The sequence below is a fragment of the Amycolatopsis cynarae genome, assembly GCF_026802195.1.
Lineage (GTDB): Bacteria > Actinomycetota > Actinomycetes > Mycobacteriales > Pseudonocardiaceae > Amycolatopsis_E > Amycolatopsis_E rhizosphaerae.
Genome location: NZ_CP113836.1, coordinates 6,287,809 through 6,306,712, shown reverse-complemented (window position 1 = coordinate 6,306,712; position 18,904 = coordinate 6,287,809). Strand labels below are relative to the sequence as shown.

Genomic DNA, 18,904 nt, shown 5'->3' with positions numbered 1-18,904 from the left:
TATGGCGACGTTCGGCCAGAGCGCGAAACGGATCGCGAATCGGCCCCTCGAAGTGCTGGACACCTTCGGTGACCAGATGTCGTTCTACGCCAGGGCACTGGCCTGGACGCCGCGGGCGCTTCGCCGCTACACCAAGGAAACGCTGCGCCTGCTGGCAGAGGTCAGCTTCGGTTCGGGTTCGCTCGCCGTGATCGGCGGAACGGTCGGCGTGATGGTCGGCCTGACCCTGTTCACCGGTGTCCTGGTGGGTCTGCAGGGCTATTCGGCGCTGAACTCGATCGGTACCTCGGCGTTCACCGGTTTCCTGACGGCCTTCTTCAACACGCGGGAGATCGCGCCGCTGGTGGCCGGTCTCGCGCTGTCGGCGACGGTGGGCGCGGGCTTCACCGCCCAGCTGGGCGCGATGCGGATCTCCGAGGAGATCGACGCGCTCGAAGTGATGGGCGTGCCGAGCCTGCCCTACCTGGTGACGACCCGGATCATCGCCGGGTTCGTCGCGGTGATCCCGCTGTACGTCATCGGATTGCTCTCGTCGTACCTGGCCTCGCGGCTGGTGGTCATCTACCTCTACGGCCAGTCGGCGGGCACCTACGACCACTACTTCGACCTGTTCCTGCCACCCCAGGACGTGTTCTATTCGTTCATCAAGGTGCTGATCTTCAGTGTGGTGATCATTTTGACGCACTGCTACTTCGGTTATCGGGCCTCGGGCGGTCCGGCCGGCGTGGGTGTCGCGGTGGGCCGCGCGGTGCGGCTGAGCATCGTGAGTATCTCGATCATCAATTTCTTCATCGGCTTCGCGATCTGGGGCACCGCGACCACGGTGAGGATCGCCGGATGAGCGGGGCGGTGTCCACATTGCGGCGCAGGCTGCTCGGCCTGCTGCTGATCGCCGTCCTGGTCGGCGGGGTGACGCTGAGCATCGCGCTTTACAACCAGGCGTTCTCCAGCTACGTCGAGGTGAAGCTCGAAGCCGGTGAGGTCGGCAACCAGTTGTCGCCGCAGTCCGACGTGAAGGTGCGCGGGCTGATCGTCGGCTCGGTGAAGTCGATCTCGGCCACGGAGCGGGGCGCGGAGCTGACCCTGGCGCTGGACCCGGAATCGGCGAAGCTGATCCCGTCGAACGTTTCGGCGCGGTTCATCCCGAAGACGCTGTTCGGCGAGCGCTATGTCTCCCTGGAGATCCCGGACGGCCCGGCGCCGAAAACGCTGCGGGCGGGCGACGTGATTCCGGAGGACCGCAGTTCCACCGCGGTGCAGCTGTCGAAGGCCCTGGACGACCTGCTTCCGGTGCTGCAGGCCGTGCAGCCGCAGAAGCTGTCCGCCACGCTCACCGCGATCTCGACCGCCCTGCAGGGCCGGGGCGAGACGCTCGGGCAGACCCTGTCGGAACTGGGGACCTATTTGGACGGTCTGAACCCGCATCTGCCGGAGCTGCAGCACAACCTGCGTGCGCTGGCCAAGTTCTCCGACAACCTGAGTGCTTCCGCACCGGACCTGGTGCAGGCGCTGGACAACTTCTCGGTCACCAGTAAGACGATCGTGGCCGAGCGGCAGAACCTGCAGGCGCTCTACGCCAATGTGACGAATGCGTCGCAGGACGTGGAATCCTTCCTGCGAGCCAATGCCTCGAACCTGATCAGCCTCTCGGCGAGTTCACGGCCGACGGCGGAACTCATCGCGAAGTACTCGCCGGAGTACCCGTGCGTGTTCGGGCAGATGGCCGATCTGGTGCCGGTGATCAACAAGGTGATGGGCGTCGGTACGAAACAGCCCGGTCTGCACGCGAAGCTCGAGATCGTGGTGAACCGCGGCGCCTACAAGGCGGGCCGGGACGAACCGCGGTTCGAGGACAAGCGCGGCCCGCGGTGCTACCAGGTCAAGGACTACCCGCAGCCCTTCCCGCAGTACCCGCCGGACGGCCCGATCAAGGACGGCTCGACGCCGACCCCGGGGTCCCGGGCCGTCAGCGACGGCCTGGTGCCGGCGAACACCGCGGCGACCGCCGGTGGATACAACGGTGGCGGGTCGACCGCGGGCGACCCGGCGAACACCCCGGCGGAGGCGGACTTCCTGGCGCAACTGGTCGGACCGCAGGTCGGGATCGCGCCGGCGGAGATGCCGGGCTGGAGCGGGCTGCTCGTCGGTCCGCTGTACCGGGGCGCGGAGGTGACGATCCAGTGAGGGGCCTGTTCGGACCACTGATCAAGCTGCTCGTCTTCATGGTGGTCACCGTGCTGTTCACCGCGATCCTCGGGGTGAGCATCGCGAACGTGAACACCGGCAGCACCAACGGCTACAGCGCCCGGTTCACGGACGCGACACTGGTGCTGGCCGGTGACGACGTCCGGATCGCGGGTGTGAAGGTCGGTCAGGTGACCGACGTGAAGATCGTCGACCGCAGGCAGGCGCAGATCGATTTCGAGGTGGACTCCGACCGCACGCTGCCGTCGAACATCACCGTCCAGATCAAGTACCGCAACCTGGTCGGCCAGCGGTACCTCTCGATCGAACAGGGCAGCGGTACTTCGGCGCAGCAGCTCAAGCCGGGGGCGACGATCCCGATCGGGCAGACCAAACCGGCGCTGGATCTGGACGAGTTGTTCAACGGTTTCAAGCCGCTGTTCACCGCGCTCCAGCCGGACGACGTGAACAAGCTGTCCTACGAGATCATCCAGGTGATGCAGGGCGAGGGCGGCACGATCGACAGCCTGCTCGCCCACACTGCGTCGCTGACCAGCACCATCGCGCAGAAGGACCAGGTCATCGGCGAGGTGATCGCGAACCTGAACGGCGTGCTGGACACGGTCAACGCGCACACCCCGCAGCTGTCGGACCTGATCGTCCGGCTCCAGCAACTGGTGTCCGGTCTCGCCCAGGACCGCAAGCCGATCGGGGACGCCATCGACGCCCTCGGCGGGCTGGCGAAGACGACCAGCGGCCTGCTGGACAAGGCGCGGGATCCGCTGAAGAACGACATCGCCGCGCTCGGGCTGCTGAGCAACAACCTCAACGACAGCCAGTCGTTGGTGGAACATTTCATCCAGTTCCTGCCGGAGAAGGTGACGAGGCTGGCGCGCACCGCGGACTACGGCTCGTGGTTCAACTTCTACCTCTGTTCGGCCAGCGGCAGTGTCGCGCTGCCGCCGGTGCTCAACGAGCCGATCAACCTGCCCATCCTGCCCGCGACCAGGGAACGGTGTGGCGCATGAGGAGTTTCCAGTCCCGTAACCCGGTTCCCATCGCGGTGGCCGGCCTGGTCGTGATGGTGCTGGGCTTCGTGGTGGCGCTCAACGCGGACAGCCTGCCGATCATCGGGGCGGGCACCACCTACAGCGCCGAGTTCACCGAAGCGGCGGGGCTCAAGCCCGACGACGAAGTGCGGGTCGCCGGGGTGAAGGTCGGCAAGGTGACCGACGTGGCGCTCGACGGTGCCCAGGTGAAGGTGTCGTTCAAGGTCAAGAACGCCTGGCTCGGCGACCGGACCAACGCGATCATCAAGATCAAGACCTTGCTCGGGCAGAAGTACCTGGCGCTGGACCCGATGGGGGAGAAGACGCTCGACCCGGGCACTCCCATTCCGAGGGAACGGACGCTCGCGCCCTACGACGTGCTGGACGCGTTCCGGGACCTGTCCACGACGGTGAACCAGGTCGACACGCAGCAGCTGGCGAAGAGCTTCGACACGTTGTCGCAGACCCTCTCCGGCACGCCGAACGAGGTGAAAGGTGCGCTGTCGGGTCTGTCGAAACTGTCGGACACCATCGCCAAGCGCGACGACCAGCTGTCGCACCTGCTGTCGAACACCAAGCAGATCAGCCAGACGCTCGCCGATCGAGACGCCGAGCTGACGAAGCTGATGGCCGACGGCAACCAGCTGCTCGACGAGATTTCCCGGCGCGAGACCGCGATCTCGACACTGCTCACGGGTTCACAGCAGCTCGCCACCCAGCTGCAGGGGCTGATCAAGGACAACGACGCGCAGCTGACGCCGGTGCTCAAGTCGCTGAACCAGCTCACCGGGATGCTGCAGCGCAACCAGGATTCGCTGGCCGAGGGCATCAAGCGGTACGCGCCGTACATCCGGCTGCTGTCCAACTCGGTCGGCAACGGGCACTGGTTCGACAACTACATCTGCGGCCTGATCCTGCCTTCGGTGGGCCCGCTCAACGAAGAGGGGTGTAACCAGAAATGAGTGACACCCGGCTCGGTCAGAAGCTGGCGCGCGGCGTCGCCGTGGCGTGCGTGCTCGGGCTCGTCGTCGCGGGCGCCCTGTGGTGGACCCTCAAGGATGCCGGCAAGAAGCACCTGACGGCCTACTTCTCCAGTGCGGTCGGCCTCTACGTGGGCAACAGCGTGCGCGTGCTCGGGGTGGAGATGGGCACGATCACCGCGGTGCAGCCGATGGGCAACCAGGTGAAGGTCGACATGACCTACGACCGGTCGGTGGCGATCCCGGCCGACGCGCAGGCCGCGGTCGTCGCCCCGTCGCTGGTCAGCGACCGGTACGTGCAACTGGCTCCGGCCTACACCGGCGGGAAGATCATCAACGATGGTGCGACGATCCCGCTGAGCCGCACCGCGGTGCCGGTCGAGGTGGACGATCTGTACGCCAGCCTGAACAAGATCACCCAGTCGCTCGGGCCCAACGGGGTCAACAAGAACGGTTCGCTGTCGAACCTGCTCACCACGCTGGCGGACAACTTCGACGGCAACGGGCAGGCGCTGCACGACACGATCACCAAGCTGAGCCAGGCGTCGAGCACACTGGCGGGCAACCGGAACGACCTCTTCGCGACCATCCAGAACCTGGCCGACTTCTCGACCGCACTGGCCAACAGCGACAAGCAGGTCCGCGCGTTCGAGAACAACCTCGCCGACGTCAGCGGCTACCTGGCGGGGGAGAAGGACAACCTCGCCGCCACGGTGCGCCAGCTCGGCACGACGCTGGCCATGGTGCAGGACTTCATCGACAAGCACCACGATGCCCTGCGATCCAATGTGGACAACCTGGCCAGTGTGACGAAGGTGCTGGTGGACCAGCGCAGCGCGCTCGCCGAGATCCTCGACGTCGCACCGGTCGGCCTGGGCAACCTCGTGGAGGCCTACAACGGCTCCTCGGGCACCCTGGACGCCCGGCCCAACATCAACGAGCTCACCCAGCCGCCGCTGGTGATGGTCTGCCAGCTGCTCAAACAGGTCAACCAGCTCAAGGCGGTGGGCACCCTGTGCAATTCGGTGGCGTCCATCCTGGACGGTACGGTGCGGCTGCCTTCGGTGGCGCAGACGGTCAACGCGCTGCAGCACGGGCAACTGCCGCCGTTGCCCCTGCCGTTCGTCGACATCTACGGGACGGAGGCGTCGAAGTGAAGCGCCTCGCGCTTGCCGCCACTTCAGTGGCCACCGCGCTGCTGTTGAGCGGATGCGGTTTCGGCGGGATCTACACCGTGCCGCTGCCCGGTGGTGCGGATGTCGGAGACCACCCGTACACGGTCAAGGCCCAGTTCCGGGACGTGCTCGACCTGGTGCCCCGCTCGGGTGTGAAGGTCAACGAGGTCCCGGTGGGCCGGGTCGAATCGGTTTCGCTCAGCCAGGACGGCTGGCACGCCGAGGTGACCATGGAGATCAACGGGGACGTCAAGCTCCCCGCGAACGCGCTGGCCAACATCCGCCAGTCGAGCCTGCTGGGCGAGAAGTACGTCGAACTGGCCTCGCCCGGGCAGGAGCTGGCCCAGGGCAAGCTGGCCGACGGCGCCGAGATCCCGTTGGCCCGCACCAGCCGGAGCGTGGACGTGGAAGAGGTGCTCGGTGCGCTGTCCATGCTCCTCAACGGCGGCGGCGTCGAGCAGATCAACACCATCGCCAAGGAACTCAACGCGGCGACCTCCGGTCGTGAGACCGACATCCGGAAACTGCTCGACAACGCCAACGAACTGGTGTCCACACTGGACAAGCAGTCCGGGGACATCACTCGTGCGCTGGACGGGCTGAACCGGCTCGCCACCACGCTGAACAACCAGAAGGACCAGATCGCCGGCGCCATCGACGGCCTCGGTCCCGGCCTCGCCGTACTCGAACAGCAGCGTGGCCAGCTGGTGACGATGCTGCAGGCGATGCGCAACCTGTCGGGAGTCACCGTCGACACCATCCAGAAGAGCCAGGCCGACATGGTGGCCGACCTCCGCGCGCTGCTGCCCACCCTGCAGAAGCTCGGCCAGGCCGGCGCGAACCTGCCCAAGTCGCTGGAGCTGCTGCTCACCTACCCGTTCTCCGACGGAGCGACGGCAGGCGCCAAGGGTGACTACTTCAACCTCTACGCCGACATCGACCTGAACCTGAAGGACATCATCGACAACCTCGGGCGCAGCAGGCAGAACGCGCTGTCGGGGTTGCTGCCCGACAGCGTCGCGGGCGGCATAACCGGCGGGTCCACCGACGCGAGCACCACGCCACCGCTGCCGCTGGGCACCGGCCAGAAGACGCAGTCGAAGACGACCACGGGCGGCACGGGGGGCGGGCTGCCGCAGCAGCAGTCCGGGCTCGGCGGCCTGCTCGGCCTGCTGACCGGAGGTGCCTGATGCTCGTCCGCAGGACCAAGATCCAGCTCATCGCGTTCCTGGTGATCTCGGTGGTCTTCATCGTGTACGCGCTGATCCGCTTCGCCGGGCTCGGGCAGGTGTTCGGCCAGAGCGGCTACACGGTCAAGCTCCAGCTCAACGAGTCCGGCGGCATCTTCACCGGGGCCGAGGTGACCTACCGCGGCTACAACATCGGCAAGGTCGGACCGCTGCGGCTCACCGCCAAGGGGCTGGAAGCCGAGCTGGACATCGACCCGAAGGCCCCGGCCGTCCCGGAGAACCTGCGGGTGGTCATCGCCGACCGCTCCGCCGTCGGTGAGCAGTACGTCGACCTGCGGCCCGCCGCCGAGGGCGCGCCGTTCCTGCACGGCGGTTCGGTGATCACCGCGGACAGGGCGACCACACCGATCAGCACCGAACAGGTCATCGGCGATCTGGACGGGCTGGCCAACTCGGTGCCCACCGACGCGCTGCGCACCGTGGTGGACGAGTCGTACCGGGCGTTCAACGGCACCGGCGACGATCTGCAGGTCCTGCTGGACACGATGCGGGACTTCACCAAGACCGCCCAGCAGTACCTGCCGCAGACCGTGCGGCTGCTCGACTCGGGCGGCAAGGTGCTGGACACCCAGAACGCCGAGGCCTCCTCGATGGCCGAGTTCAGCAAGAACCTGAACCAGCTGTCGGCGACGCTGAAGAACTCCGACGGCGACATCCGGAAACTGATCGACGTGACCCCTGGCGCGGCCCAGTCGATCAACAAGCTGATCACCGACGTCGGTCCCGGTCTCGGCGAACTGGTCGCCAACCTGCTCACCACCTCGAACCTGCTGCTCACCCGGCAGTCCGGGATCGAGCAGGTGCTGGTCAGCTACCCGGTGCTGGCGGTCGGGGCGAACAGCGTGGCGCCGGGCGACGGCATGGCCCACCTCGGGCTGGCGCTGAACCTGTTCGACCCCCCGCCCTGCACCAAGGGGTACAAGGACGCCGGCCAGTACCGGACCGGAGCGGACCTGGCCGAACGGCAGCCGGACTGGAACGCCTATTGTGCCGAACCGGCGGGCAGTCCGATCGACGTCCGCGGGGCACAGAACGCGCCGTACAACGGCGTGCCGGTGGCCCCGAACCAGCAGCAGGTGAACGCCAACGCCGGACGGGAGCAGCAGGCGCTGGCCGAGATGCGCGGTACCCCGGGTGTCGTCGGCTCGCCAGCGGTCTCGCTCAACAGCCTGGCCGCCCTGCTCGGGCTGCCGGGCTGACCGTGGGGCCGGCGGGGGTCCTGACGAGGACGAAACAGACGTCTCCTTACTGTGGAAAGGCGGTGCGGCACGTGAGCTCGAGGCACCTCCCCTGGCGGGCGGCCCGGCCGTCCGTGTCCGTGTTCTCCCCGAGGCTTGGAGTGCTATGAGTTCCGACGAGGCCCGCGAAGAGACCCCGGCCGTCGAGACTCCCGAGACCACCCAGGTCGCCGGGCTCGACGCGGAAGCGGCGGAGAAGGACCAGGACGAGGTCGACTCGCGGGAAGCGGACGAGGCCGATCCGGGGGAGCCCGACGAGGACCAGAGCGAGGACCTCATCGAGGACCTCATCGAGGAGCGTTCCGAGGAGGATCCCCGCCTCGGCCGGTTCCTGCTGCTGGGCTCGGCGGGACTGGCGGCGGCCGCCTTGATCGTCGCCGCGGTGTTCGGCATCCAGTGGTGGGTGGCCTCCAGCGACGACAACCTGCCGCTCGCCCAGGCCAGGGACGAGGTCGTCCGTGAGGCGGGCATCGCGGTCCGGGCTTACACCGAGATGGATTACCGCAACCTCGATGCCTTCTTCCAGAAGCAGATCGACGTCTCCGCGCCGGAGATGCAGAACCAGATCAAGAACATCGAGCAGACCTACCGGCAGGCGATGACCGACGCCAAGACCCAGGTCACCACGACGGTGCAGGAGGTCGGGGTGGAGGAGCTCAACGAGCACGAGGGCAAGGCCAGCCTGCTGGCGGCCATCAGCACGCTCGTGACGAAGGAGGGGCAGCAGCAGGTGGCCAAGCCGCTGCGGCTGGAGGTCCAGATGACCAGGGTCGGACAGGACTGGAAGGTGTCCTCGATCGGCTCGGTGCCGGTGGTGACCGGCGGGCAGTGACCGCCCGGTTCCGCCCGGCAGAGACAGAAGGAGTCAGTGTTGCCATCCAGCTCTTCTCGCCGTCCGCCCCAGCCGGTGCGGCGGCCCAAGGTGGCCGGCCTGCGGCGCCCCTCCCCGAGCCCCCGCCCCCGTCCCCGTTCGGACGACGCCCCCGGGACCTCGCCGGAAGCGGCGACCGGGCCCCGGCCGGACAGGCCGAGCCCGCGCCCCAAGAGCCGTGATGCCGGGGTGCCCAAGCCCGTCGACTTCGGGCAGGCCGAGGCCGCTGCCGCGGTGGACGAGCCGGAGCGCGGTGGATTCCGGGAGCGGCCGCGGAACCCGTTCGTGCCCGCCGGTGCCCTGTTCGTGCTGGCGCTGGTGCTGGCCGGGCTCGCGTGGTGGTTCAAGATCGAGGACAACCGGATCAGCGCGGCGACCTCGAACACCGCGCTGCTGGACGTGGCCCGCACCGCCCAGGTCGCCCAGGCGGCGACCAGCGCGACCGAGGCACTGTTCTCCTACGACTATCACGACATCGCGAAGACCCAGAACGCGGCGAAGGATCTCCTGCTCAACGACGAGGTCCGTCAGAAGTACGCCAGCCTGATGGGCGACGTCCAACGGCTCGCCCCGCAGCAGAAGATCGTGGTCACCGTCAAGGCCAGCCGCAGTGCGGTGACCAGGATCGAGGGCGACCTGGCCCGCGTGATGATCTTCGTCGACCAGACCTCGACCAGGACCGACCAGAACCAGACCTCGAGCGGCAGTGCCCAGCTGTGGCTGAACATGCAGTTCGTGGACGGGAAGTGGAAGGTGGCCGGGATGGACACCTACAACACCGAACAGCCTTCCGCGCCGGCTACGACGACCGGACAGGCCCCGGCGTCCGCGTCGCCGTCCACCCCGGCCAGCCGCTGACCCACGCGTTGCGGTGAGGGGTCCCCGGGGGCCGGGGCGGGATGCCCTGAAGGTCGCCTTCAGGGTCATCAACGCCCTCAAGGCCACCTTGAGGGCACGCCCCTGATCCCAGGAGTCCCCCGTCGCTGCCGTGAGGGGACTCCTCAGGGTCCTGGGCGCAGGGCTCGGCCACGGAGCGTGGCCGAGGTGGGCGGGGCGGAGTAGGGTAGCGGCGCTAGGGGGGATGGCATGGGGGATCCGTACACGGGTGCGGTCAGCTGGGACAATCTCGGCGACGACCGGATCGGCGTCTTCCACCCCAACTACATCGCCCTGTTGAGGATCCACGTCGACGGGCTGCGCAGGCTCGCGCTGCGCAGGCTGGCCGAACACGCCGCGGACGAGCTCGGTTCCCTGGATCCCCGGCTCGATTCGGTGCTGTGGATGCGACGCCTTGCCGAGAACGTTCCCGCGGCCGGGGAACTGGAGATGCTCGTCCCGGTCGCGAAGCGCTTCGGAGAGTTGCTCGGCCTGCTGCCCGAGAGCGGTGGTGTGGTCGTACTGCACGGGTGGGCACATCGTTATCTGATGGGTACCGTCGCGCTCGACGTCAAGGTCGCCATCGAGGCGTGGCTGCGGGCGTGGTCGTACGGGGAACTCGTCGACGGAATGGCCTGCCCGGACGAGCAGACCCGGCGGATGTGGGAGCGCCAGTGCACCTGGCTGGCCGAACAGATCATCGACCCGCTCCAGCCGGCCGCCGAAGCGGTGTGATCCCGGCCTGCCCGGTCTGCACCACCATCAGGACCGATCGGCGAATCCGCTGGTCGAAGGGCGAATTCCAGATCGTACACAGGGAGCTACCGCGTTGCGCCAACCGGCGGTTTGAGCGCGTGGCATCTTGACTCAGCGGCCCCGGGAGGTCACGCTTACTGGCGATGGCAACGCCCGGGACAGGGCGAGCTGGTGAGGCATACCTGAAGACGTCGTGATCGAGGTCTGGCCCCCGTCGGGAGTGCCCCTCGACAGAACGCGTCGTTCAGGCTAGACTGCTTCTTTGCGCTGCCCTCTTTCAGGCTGCCCGGGCACGGCGGCTAGACTGTGGGCACCACCGCACCCTTGACAGTCGTATTGGTTAACGCTATTGCGGCTGCTCACCGCTCATTGTCCCCGGAAGGACGCATCTTGGCAGTCTCTCCCGCGAACCAGGCCACTGCTGCGACCACCTCGGCTGCTTCCACCTCGAACCCCTCGGGCATCCCGGGAGCCCCCAAGCGGGTCTCCTTCGCGAAGATCCGGGAACCGCTGACCACGCCCAATCTGCTCGACGTGCAGATCCAGTCGTTCCAGTGGTTCACCGGTGACGAGAAGTGGTTCGAGCGCCGCGTCGAGGAAGGCGAAGAGAACCCGGTCGGCGGCCTCGAAGAAGTCCTCAACGAGATCTCGCCCATCGAGGACTTCCAGGGCTCGATGTCGCTGTCCTTCTCCGACCCGCGCTTCGACGAGGTGAAGGCCTCCGTCGAGGAGTGCAAGGACAAGGACATGACCTACGCGGCTCCGCTGTTCGTCACGGCGGAGTTCGTCAACAACAACACCGGTGAGATCAAGAGCCAGACGGTCTTCATGGGCGACTTCCCCGTGATGACCGACAAGGGCACGTTCATCATCAACGGCACCGAGCGTGTCGTGGTGTCCCAGCTGGTCCGTTCGCCGGGTGTCTACTTCGACCAGGCGATCGACAAGACCACCGACAAGGACGTCTTCAGCGTCAAGATCATCCCGAGCCGTGGGGCGTGGCTCGAGTTCGACGTCGACAAGCGTGACACCGTCGGGGTGCGGATCGACCGCAAGCGCCGCCAGCCGGTCACCGTGCTGTTGAAGGCGCTCGGCTGGACCACCGAGCAGATCCGCGAGCGGTTCTCCTTCTCGGAAACCCTGCTCGCGACGCTCGAGAAGGACCACACCCCGGGTGTCGACGAGGCGCTGCTCGACATCTACCGCAAGCTGCGTCCGGGCGAGCCGCCGACGAAGGAGAACGCGCAGGCCCTCCTGGAGAACCTGTTCTTCAAGGACAAGCGCTACGACCTGGCGAAGGTGGGCCGCTACAAGGTCAACAAGAAGCTGGGCCTCGACCTCCCGTACGAGACCGGCACGCTGACCGAAGAAGACATCGTCACCACCATCGAGTACCTGGTCCGGCTGCACGCCGGCGAGGACAAAATGGGCCAAGATGACCGTGTCATCCCGGTCGAGGTGGACGACATCGACCACTTCGGCAACCGGCGCCTGCGCACCGTGGGCGAGCTGATCCAGAACCAGATCCGGGTCGGCCTCTCCCGCATGGAGCGCGTGGTCAAGGAGCGGATGACCACCCAGGACGTCGAGGCCATCACGCCGCAGACCCTGATCAACATCCGCCCGGTGGTGGCCGCGATCAAGGAGTTCTTCGGCACCTCCCAGCTGTCGCAGTTCATGGACCAGAACAACCCGCTGTCGGGCCTGACCCACAAGCGCCGCCTGTCGGCGCTGGGCCCCGGTGGTCTGTCCCGTGAGCGCGCCGGCATGGAGGTCCGCGACGTGCACCCGAGCCACTACGGCCGGATGTGCCCGATCGAGACCCCGGAAGGCCCGAACATCGGCCTCATCGGTTCGCTGTGCTCCTACGCCCGAGTCAACCCGTTCGGCTTCATCGAGACGCCGTACCGGAAGGTCGTCGAGGGCAAGGTCACCAACCAGATCGACTACCTGACCGCCGACGAGGAGGACCGCTTCGTCAAGGCGCAGGCCAACGCGCCGCTGACCGAGGACGGCTACTTCGCCGAGGACCGCGTGCTGGTCCGCCGGAAGGGCGGCGAGGTCGAGTTGATCGACCCGATGGACGTGGACTACATGGACGTCTCGCCGCGCCAGATGGTGTCGGTCGCGACCGCCATGATCCCGTTCCTCGAGCACGACGACGCGAACCGCGCGCTGATGGGTGCCAACATGCAGCGCCAGGCCGTGCCGCTGCTGCGCAACCAGTCGCCGCTGGTCGGGACCGGTATGGAGCTGCGGGCCGCGATCGACGCGGGCGACGTGCTCGTCGCCGAGCAGGCCGGTGTGGTCGAAGAGCTGTCGGCCGATCTGATCACGATCATGCACGACGACGGCACCCGCAAGAGCTACGGGCTGTACAAGTTCCGCCGCACCAACCACGGCACCTGCTTCAACCACCGGCCGATCGTCAACGAGGGCGACCGGGTGGAAAAGGGCCAGGTCATCGCGGACGGTCCGTCCACCGAGAACGGTGAGATGGCGCTCGGCAAGAACCTGCTCGTGGCGGTCATGCCGTGGGAAGGCCACAACTACGAAGACGCGATCATCCTCTCCGAGCGGCTCGTGCAGGACGACGTGCTCACCTCGATCCACATCGAGGAGCACGAGATCGACGCACGGGACACCAAGCTCGGTGCCGAGGAGATCACCCGGGACATCCCGAACGTCTCCGAAGAGGTACTGGCCGACCTGGACGAGCGCGGCATCATCCGCATCGGTGCCGAGGTCCGCGACGGCGACATCCTGGTCGGCAAGGTCACGCCGAAGGGCGAGACCGAGCTGACCCCGGAGGAGCGCCTGCTCCGCGCGATCTTCGGCGAGAAGGCCCGCGAGGTCCGCGACACCTCGCTGAAGGTGCCGCACGGCGAGACCGGCAAGGTCATCGGCATCCGGGTGTTCTCGCGTGAGGACGACGACGAGCTGCCCCCGGGCGTCAACGAGCTGGTCCGCGTCTACGTGGCCCAGAAGCGGAAGATCCAGCCGGGCGACAAGCTCGCCGGCCGGCACGGCAACAAGGGTGTCATCGGCAAGATCCTGCCGGTCGAGGACATGCCGTTCATGGAGGACGGCACCCCGGTCGACATCGTGCTGAACACCCACGGTGTGCCGCGTCGTATGAACATCGGCCAGATCCTCGAACTGCACCTTGGCTGGCTGGCCTCACAGGGCTGGAAGGTCGAGGGCAGCCCCGAGTGGGCGAGGAACCTGCCCGAGGAGCTCTACGACGTCGACCCCGGCACGAACACCGCCACGCCGGTGTTCGACGGCGCCAAGGAGGAGGAGCTCACGGGTCTGCTGTCGTCGACCCTGCCCAACCGCGACGGTGAGCGGCTGGTCGGGCCGAACGGCAAGGCGGTGCTGCTCGACGGCCGCTCCGGCGAGCCGTTCCCGTACCCCGTGGCCGTCGGCTACATGTACATCCTCAAGCTGCACCACCTGGTCGACGACAAGATCCACGCCCGGTCGACCGGCCCGTACTCGATGATCACGCAGCAGCCGCTGGGTGGTAAGGCGCAGTTCGGTGGCCAGCGCTTCGGTGAAATGGAGTGCTGGGCGATGCAGGCCTACGGTGCGGCCTACACGCTGCAGGAACTGCTCACCATCAAGTCGGACGACGTGGTGGGCCGCGTGAAGGTGTACGAAGCCATCGTCAAGGGCGAGAACATCCCGGACCCGGGCATCCCGGAGTCGTTCAAGGTGTTGTTGAAGGAGCTGCAGTCGCTCTGCCTCAACGTGGAGGTCCTGTCCTCCGACGGTGCGGCGATCGAGATGCGCGACTCCGACGACGAGGACCTCGAACGCGCCGCCGCCAACCTCGGCATCAACCTGTCCCGCAACGAGTCGCCCTCGGTGGACGACGTCGTGCAATGACCCAGCCATCCGGAAGCCGGCCCTGGCGCGGGTGTCCGACAGGACGCCCGCGCGGGTGCCGGCCCCGGGTAGCCGAGCCCTCTATCCCGATTAGAACCCAAGGGGATGCAAGGACGTGCTGGACGTCAACTACTTCGATGAGCTCCGGATCGGCCTGGCCACCGCGGACGACATCCGTCAGTGGTCCTTCGGCGAGGTGAAGAAGCCGGAGACCATCAACTACCGCACGCTCAAGCCCGAGAAGGACGGCCTCTTCTGCGAGAAGATCTTCGGCCCCACCCGGGACTGGGAGTGCTACTGCGGTAAGTACAAGCGGGTCCGCTTCAAGGGCATCATCTGTGAGCGCTGCGGTGTCGAGGTGACCCGGGCCAAGGTGCGGCGCGAGCGGATGGGCCACATCGAGCTGGCCGCTCCGGTCACCCACATCTGGTACTTCAAGGGCGTTCCCTCGCGGCTGGGTTACCTGCTCGACCTGGCTCCGAAGGACCTCGAGAAGATCATCTACTTCGCAGCCTACGTGATCACCGGCGTGAACACGGAGCTGCGCCACAACGACCTGCCGACGCTGGAGAACGAGATCGGCGTCGAGCGCAAGAACATCGAGGCCAAGCGCGACGCCGACATCGAGGCGCGGGCGCAGAAGCTCGAAGCCGACCTCGCTCAGCTGGAGGCCGAGGGCGCCAAGTCCGACGTGCGCCGCAAGGTCAAGGAGGGCGGCGAGCGGGAGATGCGCCAGCTCCGCGACCGGGCCCAGCGCGAGCTGGACCGGCTCGACGAGATCTGGACCACCTTCAGCAAGCTCGAGGTGCGTCAGCTGATCGCGGACGAGCAGCTCTACCGCGAGCTGTACGACCGCTACGGCGAGTACTTCACCGGCGGCATGGGCGCGGAGGCCATCCAGAAGCTGGCCACCGAGTTCGACGTGGCGGCCGAGGCGGAGAACCTGCGCGAGATCATCCGCAGCGGCAAGGGGCAGAAGAAGCTGCGCGCCCTCAAGCGGCTCAAGGTCGTCGCGGCCTTCCAGGCCACCGGCAACGACCCGCGTGGCATGGTGCTCGACGCCGTTCCGGTGATCCCGCCGGACCTGCGCCCGATGGTGCAGCTCGACGGTGGCCGGTTCGCCACCTCCGACCTGAACGACCTGTACCGCCGGGTGATCAACCGGAACAACCGGTTGAAGCGGCTGATCGACCTCGGTGCGCCCGAGATCATCGTGAACAACGAGAAGCGGATGCTGCAGGAGGCCGTCGACGCGCTGTTCGACAACGGCCGCCGCGGCCGCCCGGTCACCGGTCCCGGTAACCGTCCGCTGAAGTCGCTGTCCGACCTGCTCAAGGGCAAGCAGGGCCGGTTCCGCCAGAACCTGCTCGGCAAGCGTGTCGACTACTCGGGCCGTTCGGTCATCATCGTCGGTCCGCAGCTGAAGCTGCACCAGTGCGGTCTGCCCAAGGACATGGCGCTGGAGCTGTTCAAGCCGTTCGTGATGAAGCGGCTGGTCGACCTCAACCACGCGCAGAACATCAAGTCCGCCAAGCGGATGGTGGAGCGGGCGCGCCCGCAGGTGTGGGACGTGCTGGAAGAGGTCATCACCGGCCACCCGGTGCTGCTGAACCGGGCGCCGACCCTGCACCGCCTCGGTATCCAGGCCTTCGAACCGCAGCTGGTGGAAGGCAAGGCCATCCAGCTGCACCCGCTGGTCTGTGAGGCGTTCAACGCGGACTTCGACGGTGACCAGATGGCGGTGCACCTGCCGCTGTCGGCCGAGGCCCAGGCCGAGGCCCGGATCCTGATGCTGTCGGCGAACAACATCCTGTCGCCGGCATCGGGCCGCCCGCTGGCCATGCCGCGTCTGGACATGGTCACCGGCCTGTTCCACCTGACCAGGCTGGACGAGAGCGCCACCGGGGCCGGCCACGCCTACGCCTCGCCCGCCGAGGCGATCATGGCCTACGACCGCAAGGCGCTGAGCCTGCACGCCCCGATCAAGATCCGCGTCACGGACCGTCAGCCGAACCGGGTGGACGCCGTGAAGCTGGCCGAGAACGGCTGGGAGCCCGGTCAGCCGTGGCTGGCCGAGACGACCCTCGGCCGGGTGCTGTTCAACGAGCTGCTCCCGCCGGACTACCCGTTCGTGAACGAGCCGATGCCGAAGAAGCGGCAGGCCGCGATCGTGAACGACCTGGCCGAGCGGTACTCGATGACGCAGGTCGCGCAGACCCTGGACCGGCTCAAGGACGCCGGCTTCTACTGGGCGACGCGCTCCGGTGTGACCGTGTCGATCAGCGACGTGGTCGTGCCGCCGGAGAAGAAGGAGATCCTCGACCGGTACGAGGCCAAGGCCGACCAGGTGGAGAAGCGCTACCAGCGCGGTCAGCTCTCGCACGCCGAGCGCAACAACGAGCTGGTCAAGGTGTGGAGCCAGGCGACCGACGACGTCGCCAAGGTCATGGAGGACGCCTTCCCGGAGGACAACCCGATCTCGATGATCGTGAAGTCCGGGGCGGCGGGCAACATGACCCAGGTCCGTTCGCTGGCCGGTATGCGTGGTCTGGTGTCGAACCCGAAGGGTGAGTACATCCCGCGCCCGATCAAGGCGAACTTCCGTGAGGGCCTGTCGGTGGCCGAGTACTTCATCGCCACCCACGGTGCCCGGAAGGGTCTGGCCGACACCGCGCTCCGTACCGCCGACTCGGGTTACCTGACCCGTCGTCTGGTGGACGTGTCGCAGGACGTCATCGTCCGCGAGACCGACTGTGGCACCAGCCGCGGCATCAACATGCCGATCGGTGAGAACCTGGGTGACGGTCGCGTGGTGCGGGCGCAGCACGTGGAGACCGCCGCCTACGCCCGGACGCTGGCCACCGACGCGGTGGACGCCGAGGGCAACGTGGTGCTCAACGCCGGAGACGACCTCGGCGACCCCGCGATCGAGAAGCTGATCACCAGCGGGATCACCAAGGTCAAGGTGCGCAGCGTGCTCACCTGCGAGTCCGTTGTCGGTGTCTGCGCGATGTGCTACGGCCGCTCGATGGCGACCGGCAAGCTGGTGGACGTCGGCGAGGCCGTCGGTATCGTCGCCGCCCAGTCGATCGGTGAGCCGGGTACCCAGCTGACGATGCGTACCTTCCACCAGGGTGGTGTCGCCGGTGACGACATCACCACGGGTCTGCCGCGTGTCACCGAACTGTTCGAGGCCCGGGTCCCGAAGGGCAAGGCGCCGATCGCCGACGTCGATGGCCGCGTGCGCATCGAGGAGAGCGAGCGGTTCTGGAAGATCACGCTGATCCCGGACGACGGTGGCGAGGAGATCATCTTCGACAAGCTGTCGAAGCGTCAGCGCCTGGCCAACACGCCGACCGGCCCGCTGCAGGACGGCGACCACGTGTCCGTCGGCCAGCTGCTGCTGGAAGGCACCCCGGACCCGCACGAGGTGCTGCGCGTCATGGGTCCGCGCGAGGCGCAGATGCACCTGGTGGACGAGGTCCAGAAGGTGTACCGGGCGCAGGGTGTGTCGATCCACGACAAGCACATCGAGGTGATCGTCCGGCAGATGCTGCGCCGGGTCACGATCATCGACTCGGGTTCGACCGACTTCCTGCCTGGTGAGCTGCCCGAGCGCACCAAGTTCGAGTCGACGAACCGGGCCGCGGTGGCCGAGGGCGGCGAGCCCGCTTCGGGCCGCCCGGTGCTGATGGGTATCACGAAGGCCTCGCTGACCACGGACTCGTGGCTGTCCGCGGCGTCGTTCCAGGAGACCACGCGTGTCCTGACCGACGCGGCGATCAACGGCCGCAGCGACAAGCTGGTCGGCCTGAAGGAGAACGTGATCATCGGTAAGTTGATCCCGGCCGGCACGGGTATCAACCGGTACCGCAACATCCAGGTGCAGCCGACCGAGGAGGCCAGGGTGGCGGCGTACGCCATCCCGTCCTACGACGACGGCTACTACACCCCGGACGTGTTCGGCACCGGCACCGGCGCCGCGGTTCCGCTGGACGACTACGACTTCGGCCGCGACTTCCGCTGAGGTCTGTCTCCACGTCGAAGGCCCCGGGATGCCTCCCGCATCCCGGGGCCTTCCCCTTTTTGCGGGAAAACGGCGATGTAGAGGATTTCGGGGCCCCCGCCTTCGCGGGGAAAATCACCCTGATAATCCCCTCACCGTTTGACGCGCTCCGGCGGTCGGCAGGTGTTTTTCGCCCTCGTTCGGCCTGTTGATCGGAAAACCGCCGTTCCCCATCTCGGCAGTCCGGACTATCTGGTCATTTCACTCGAAGGGGATCCGGTGGGGCCGTCACCGAGCGGTTTGCCACGGTATCGGTAGCGTGTCGGCCGAGGTTCACACGTAGCGGAACGAGGAGGGCGCTGTGAACGCTGAAGAGAACGCGAGCCGACAGGAGGCATCGTCCACCGGACGGCACGCCGCTCCCGAGGGCGCACCCCGCCACCCGGCGATCGACCTGTCCCGGGATCCGAACCCGGGCCGGCCGGATCACGCCAAGCCGGACGACGAGTAGCTTGCGCCTGGGGGCCCTGAACCAGCCGGTTCGGGGCCCTTTCCGTTTCTCGCGCACGTCGACACGGGCCGGGCGGCCGCGGCCCGCACAGAACGCGGAGTCGCCTTCGATCGCCAT

13 protein-coding genes are annotated in these 18,904 nt (G+C 67.3%); all 13 read left to right on the top strand.

The window, feature by feature from the left end:
- Nucleotide 1 precedes the first annotated feature (1 nt).
- The 13 genes from ORV05_RS30335 (at nucleotide 2) to ORV05_RS30275 (ending at nucleotide 18,787) form a co-directional block, all read left to right on the top strand.
- A complete protein-coding gene (locus ORV05_RS30335) occupies nucleotides 2-841 on the top strand; it encodes an MlaE family ABC transporter permease (RefSeq protein ID WP_144590300.1) in 840 nt (279 codons plus the stop codon).
- Nucleotides 838-2,184 (top strand): MCE family protein, encoded by a 1,347-nt coding sequence (locus ORV05_RS30330; RefSeq protein WP_268755346.1) that lies wholly within the window; start codon nucleotides 838-840, stop codon nucleotides 2,182-2,184. The genes ORV05_RS30335 and ORV05_RS30330 overlap by 4 nt, the downstream gene beginning before the upstream one ends.
- Complete coding sequence (locus tag ORV05_RS30325; protein ID WP_268755345.1) at nucleotides 2,181-3,212, top strand: MCE family protein; 1,032 nt, start codon at nucleotides 2,181-2,183, stop codon at nucleotides 3,210-3,212. The genes ORV05_RS30330 and ORV05_RS30325 overlap by 4 nt, the downstream gene beginning before the upstream one ends.
- Nucleotides 3,209-4,195, top strand: coding sequence for an MCE family protein (locus tag ORV05_RS30320; protein ID WP_268755344.1), 987 nt, complete (start codon nucleotides 3,209-3,211; stop codon nucleotides 4,193-4,195). Before ORV05_RS30325 ends, ORV05_RS30320 begins: the two co-directional genes overlap by 4 nt.
- Complete coding sequence (locus tag ORV05_RS30315) at nucleotides 4,192-5,370, top strand: MCE family protein (protein ID WP_268755343.1); 1,179 nt, start codon at nucleotides 4,192-4,194, stop codon at nucleotides 5,368-5,370. The genes ORV05_RS30320 and ORV05_RS30315 overlap by 4 nt, the downstream gene beginning before the upstream one ends.
- Nucleotides 5,367-6,578 carry an MCE family protein gene (locus ORV05_RS30310; protein ID WP_268755342.1) on the top strand — a complete coding sequence of 404 codons (1,212 nt, stop codon included), beginning with the start codon at nucleotides 5,367-5,369 and terminating at the stop codon, nucleotides 6,576-6,578. Before ORV05_RS30315 ends, ORV05_RS30310 begins: the two co-directional genes overlap by 4 nt.
- Nucleotides 6,578-7,837: an MlaD family protein gene (locus ORV05_RS30305; protein ID WP_268755341.1), complete on the top strand. Its 1,260-nt coding sequence runs from the start codon at nucleotides 6,578-6,580 to the stop codon at nucleotides 7,835-7,837. Before ORV05_RS30310 ends, ORV05_RS30305 begins: the two co-directional genes overlap by 1 nt.
- A gap of 145 nt (nucleotides 7,838-7,982) precedes the next feature.
- Nucleotides 7,983-8,708: a hypothetical protein gene (locus ORV05_RS30300; protein ID WP_268755340.1), complete on the top strand. Its 726-nt coding sequence runs from the start codon at nucleotides 7,983-7,985 to the stop codon at nucleotides 8,706-8,708.
- Nucleotides 8,709-8,747: 39 nt separating this feature from the next.
- A complete protein-coding gene (locus ORV05_RS30295; RefSeq protein WP_268755339.1) occupies nucleotides 8,748-9,605 on the top strand; it encodes a hypothetical protein in 858 nt (285 codons plus the stop codon).
- 228 nt (nucleotides 9,606-9,833) lie between these two features.
- On the top strand, nucleotides 9,834-10,358 hold the full coding sequence (locus tag ORV05_RS30290) for a hypothetical protein (RefSeq protein WP_268755338.1): 525 nt from the start codon (nucleotides 9,834-9,836) through the stop codon (nucleotides 10,356-10,358).
- Nucleotides 10,359-10,769: 411 nt separating this feature from the next.
- Nucleotides 10,770-14,270: a DNA-directed RNA polymerase subunit beta gene (gene rpoB, locus ORV05_RS30285; protein WP_268755337.1), complete on the top strand. Its 3,501-nt coding sequence runs from the start codon at nucleotides 10,770-10,772 to the stop codon at nucleotides 14,268-14,270.
- Nucleotides 14,271-14,385: 115 nt separating this feature from the next.
- On the top strand, nucleotides 14,386-18,297 hold the full coding sequence (locus tag ORV05_RS30280; RefSeq protein WP_268755336.1) for a DNA-directed RNA polymerase subunit beta': 3,912 nt from the start codon (nucleotides 14,386-14,388) through the stop codon (nucleotides 18,295-18,297).
- Nucleotides 18,298-18,637: 340 nt separating this feature from the next.
- Nucleotides 18,638-18,787 (top strand): hypothetical protein, encoded by a 150-nt coding sequence (locus tag ORV05_RS30275; protein WP_144591085.1) that lies wholly within the window; start codon nucleotides 18,638-18,640, stop codon nucleotides 18,785-18,787.
- The last annotated feature ends 117 nt before the right edge of the window (nucleotides 18,788-18,904 follow it).

What these genes read in the sequence shown, in the direction of transcription:
- ORV05_RS30335 (WP_144590300.1), top strand. Translation starts at nt 2, where the DNA reads ATGGCGACGTTCGGCCAGAGCGCGAAACGGATCGCGAATCGGCCCCTC.
- ORV05_RS30330 (WP_268755346.1), top strand. Translation starts at nt 838, where the DNA reads ATGAGCGGGGCGGTGTCCACATTGCGGCGCAGGCTGCTCGGCCTGCTG.
- ORV05_RS30320 (WP_268755344.1), top strand. Translation starts at nt 3,209, where the DNA reads ATGAGGAGTTTCCAGTCCCGTAACCCGGTTCCCATCGCGGTGGCCGGC.
- ORV05_RS30315 (WP_268755343.1), top strand. Translation starts at nt 4,192, where the DNA reads ATGAGTGACACCCGGCTCGGTCAGAAGCTGGCGCGCGGCGTCGCCGTG.
- ORV05_RS30305 (WP_268755341.1), top strand. Translation starts at nt 6,578, where the DNA reads ATGCTCGTCCGCAGGACCAAGATCCAGCTCATCGCGTTCCTGGTGATC.
- ORV05_RS30300 (WP_268755340.1), top strand. Translation starts at nt 7,983, where the DNA reads ATGAGTTCCGACGAGGCCCGCGAAGAGACCCCGGCCGTCGAGACTCCC.
- ORV05_RS30290 (WP_268755338.1), top strand. Translation starts at nt 9,834, where the DNA reads ATGGGGGATCCGTACACGGGTGCGGTCAGCTGGGACAATCTCGGCGAC.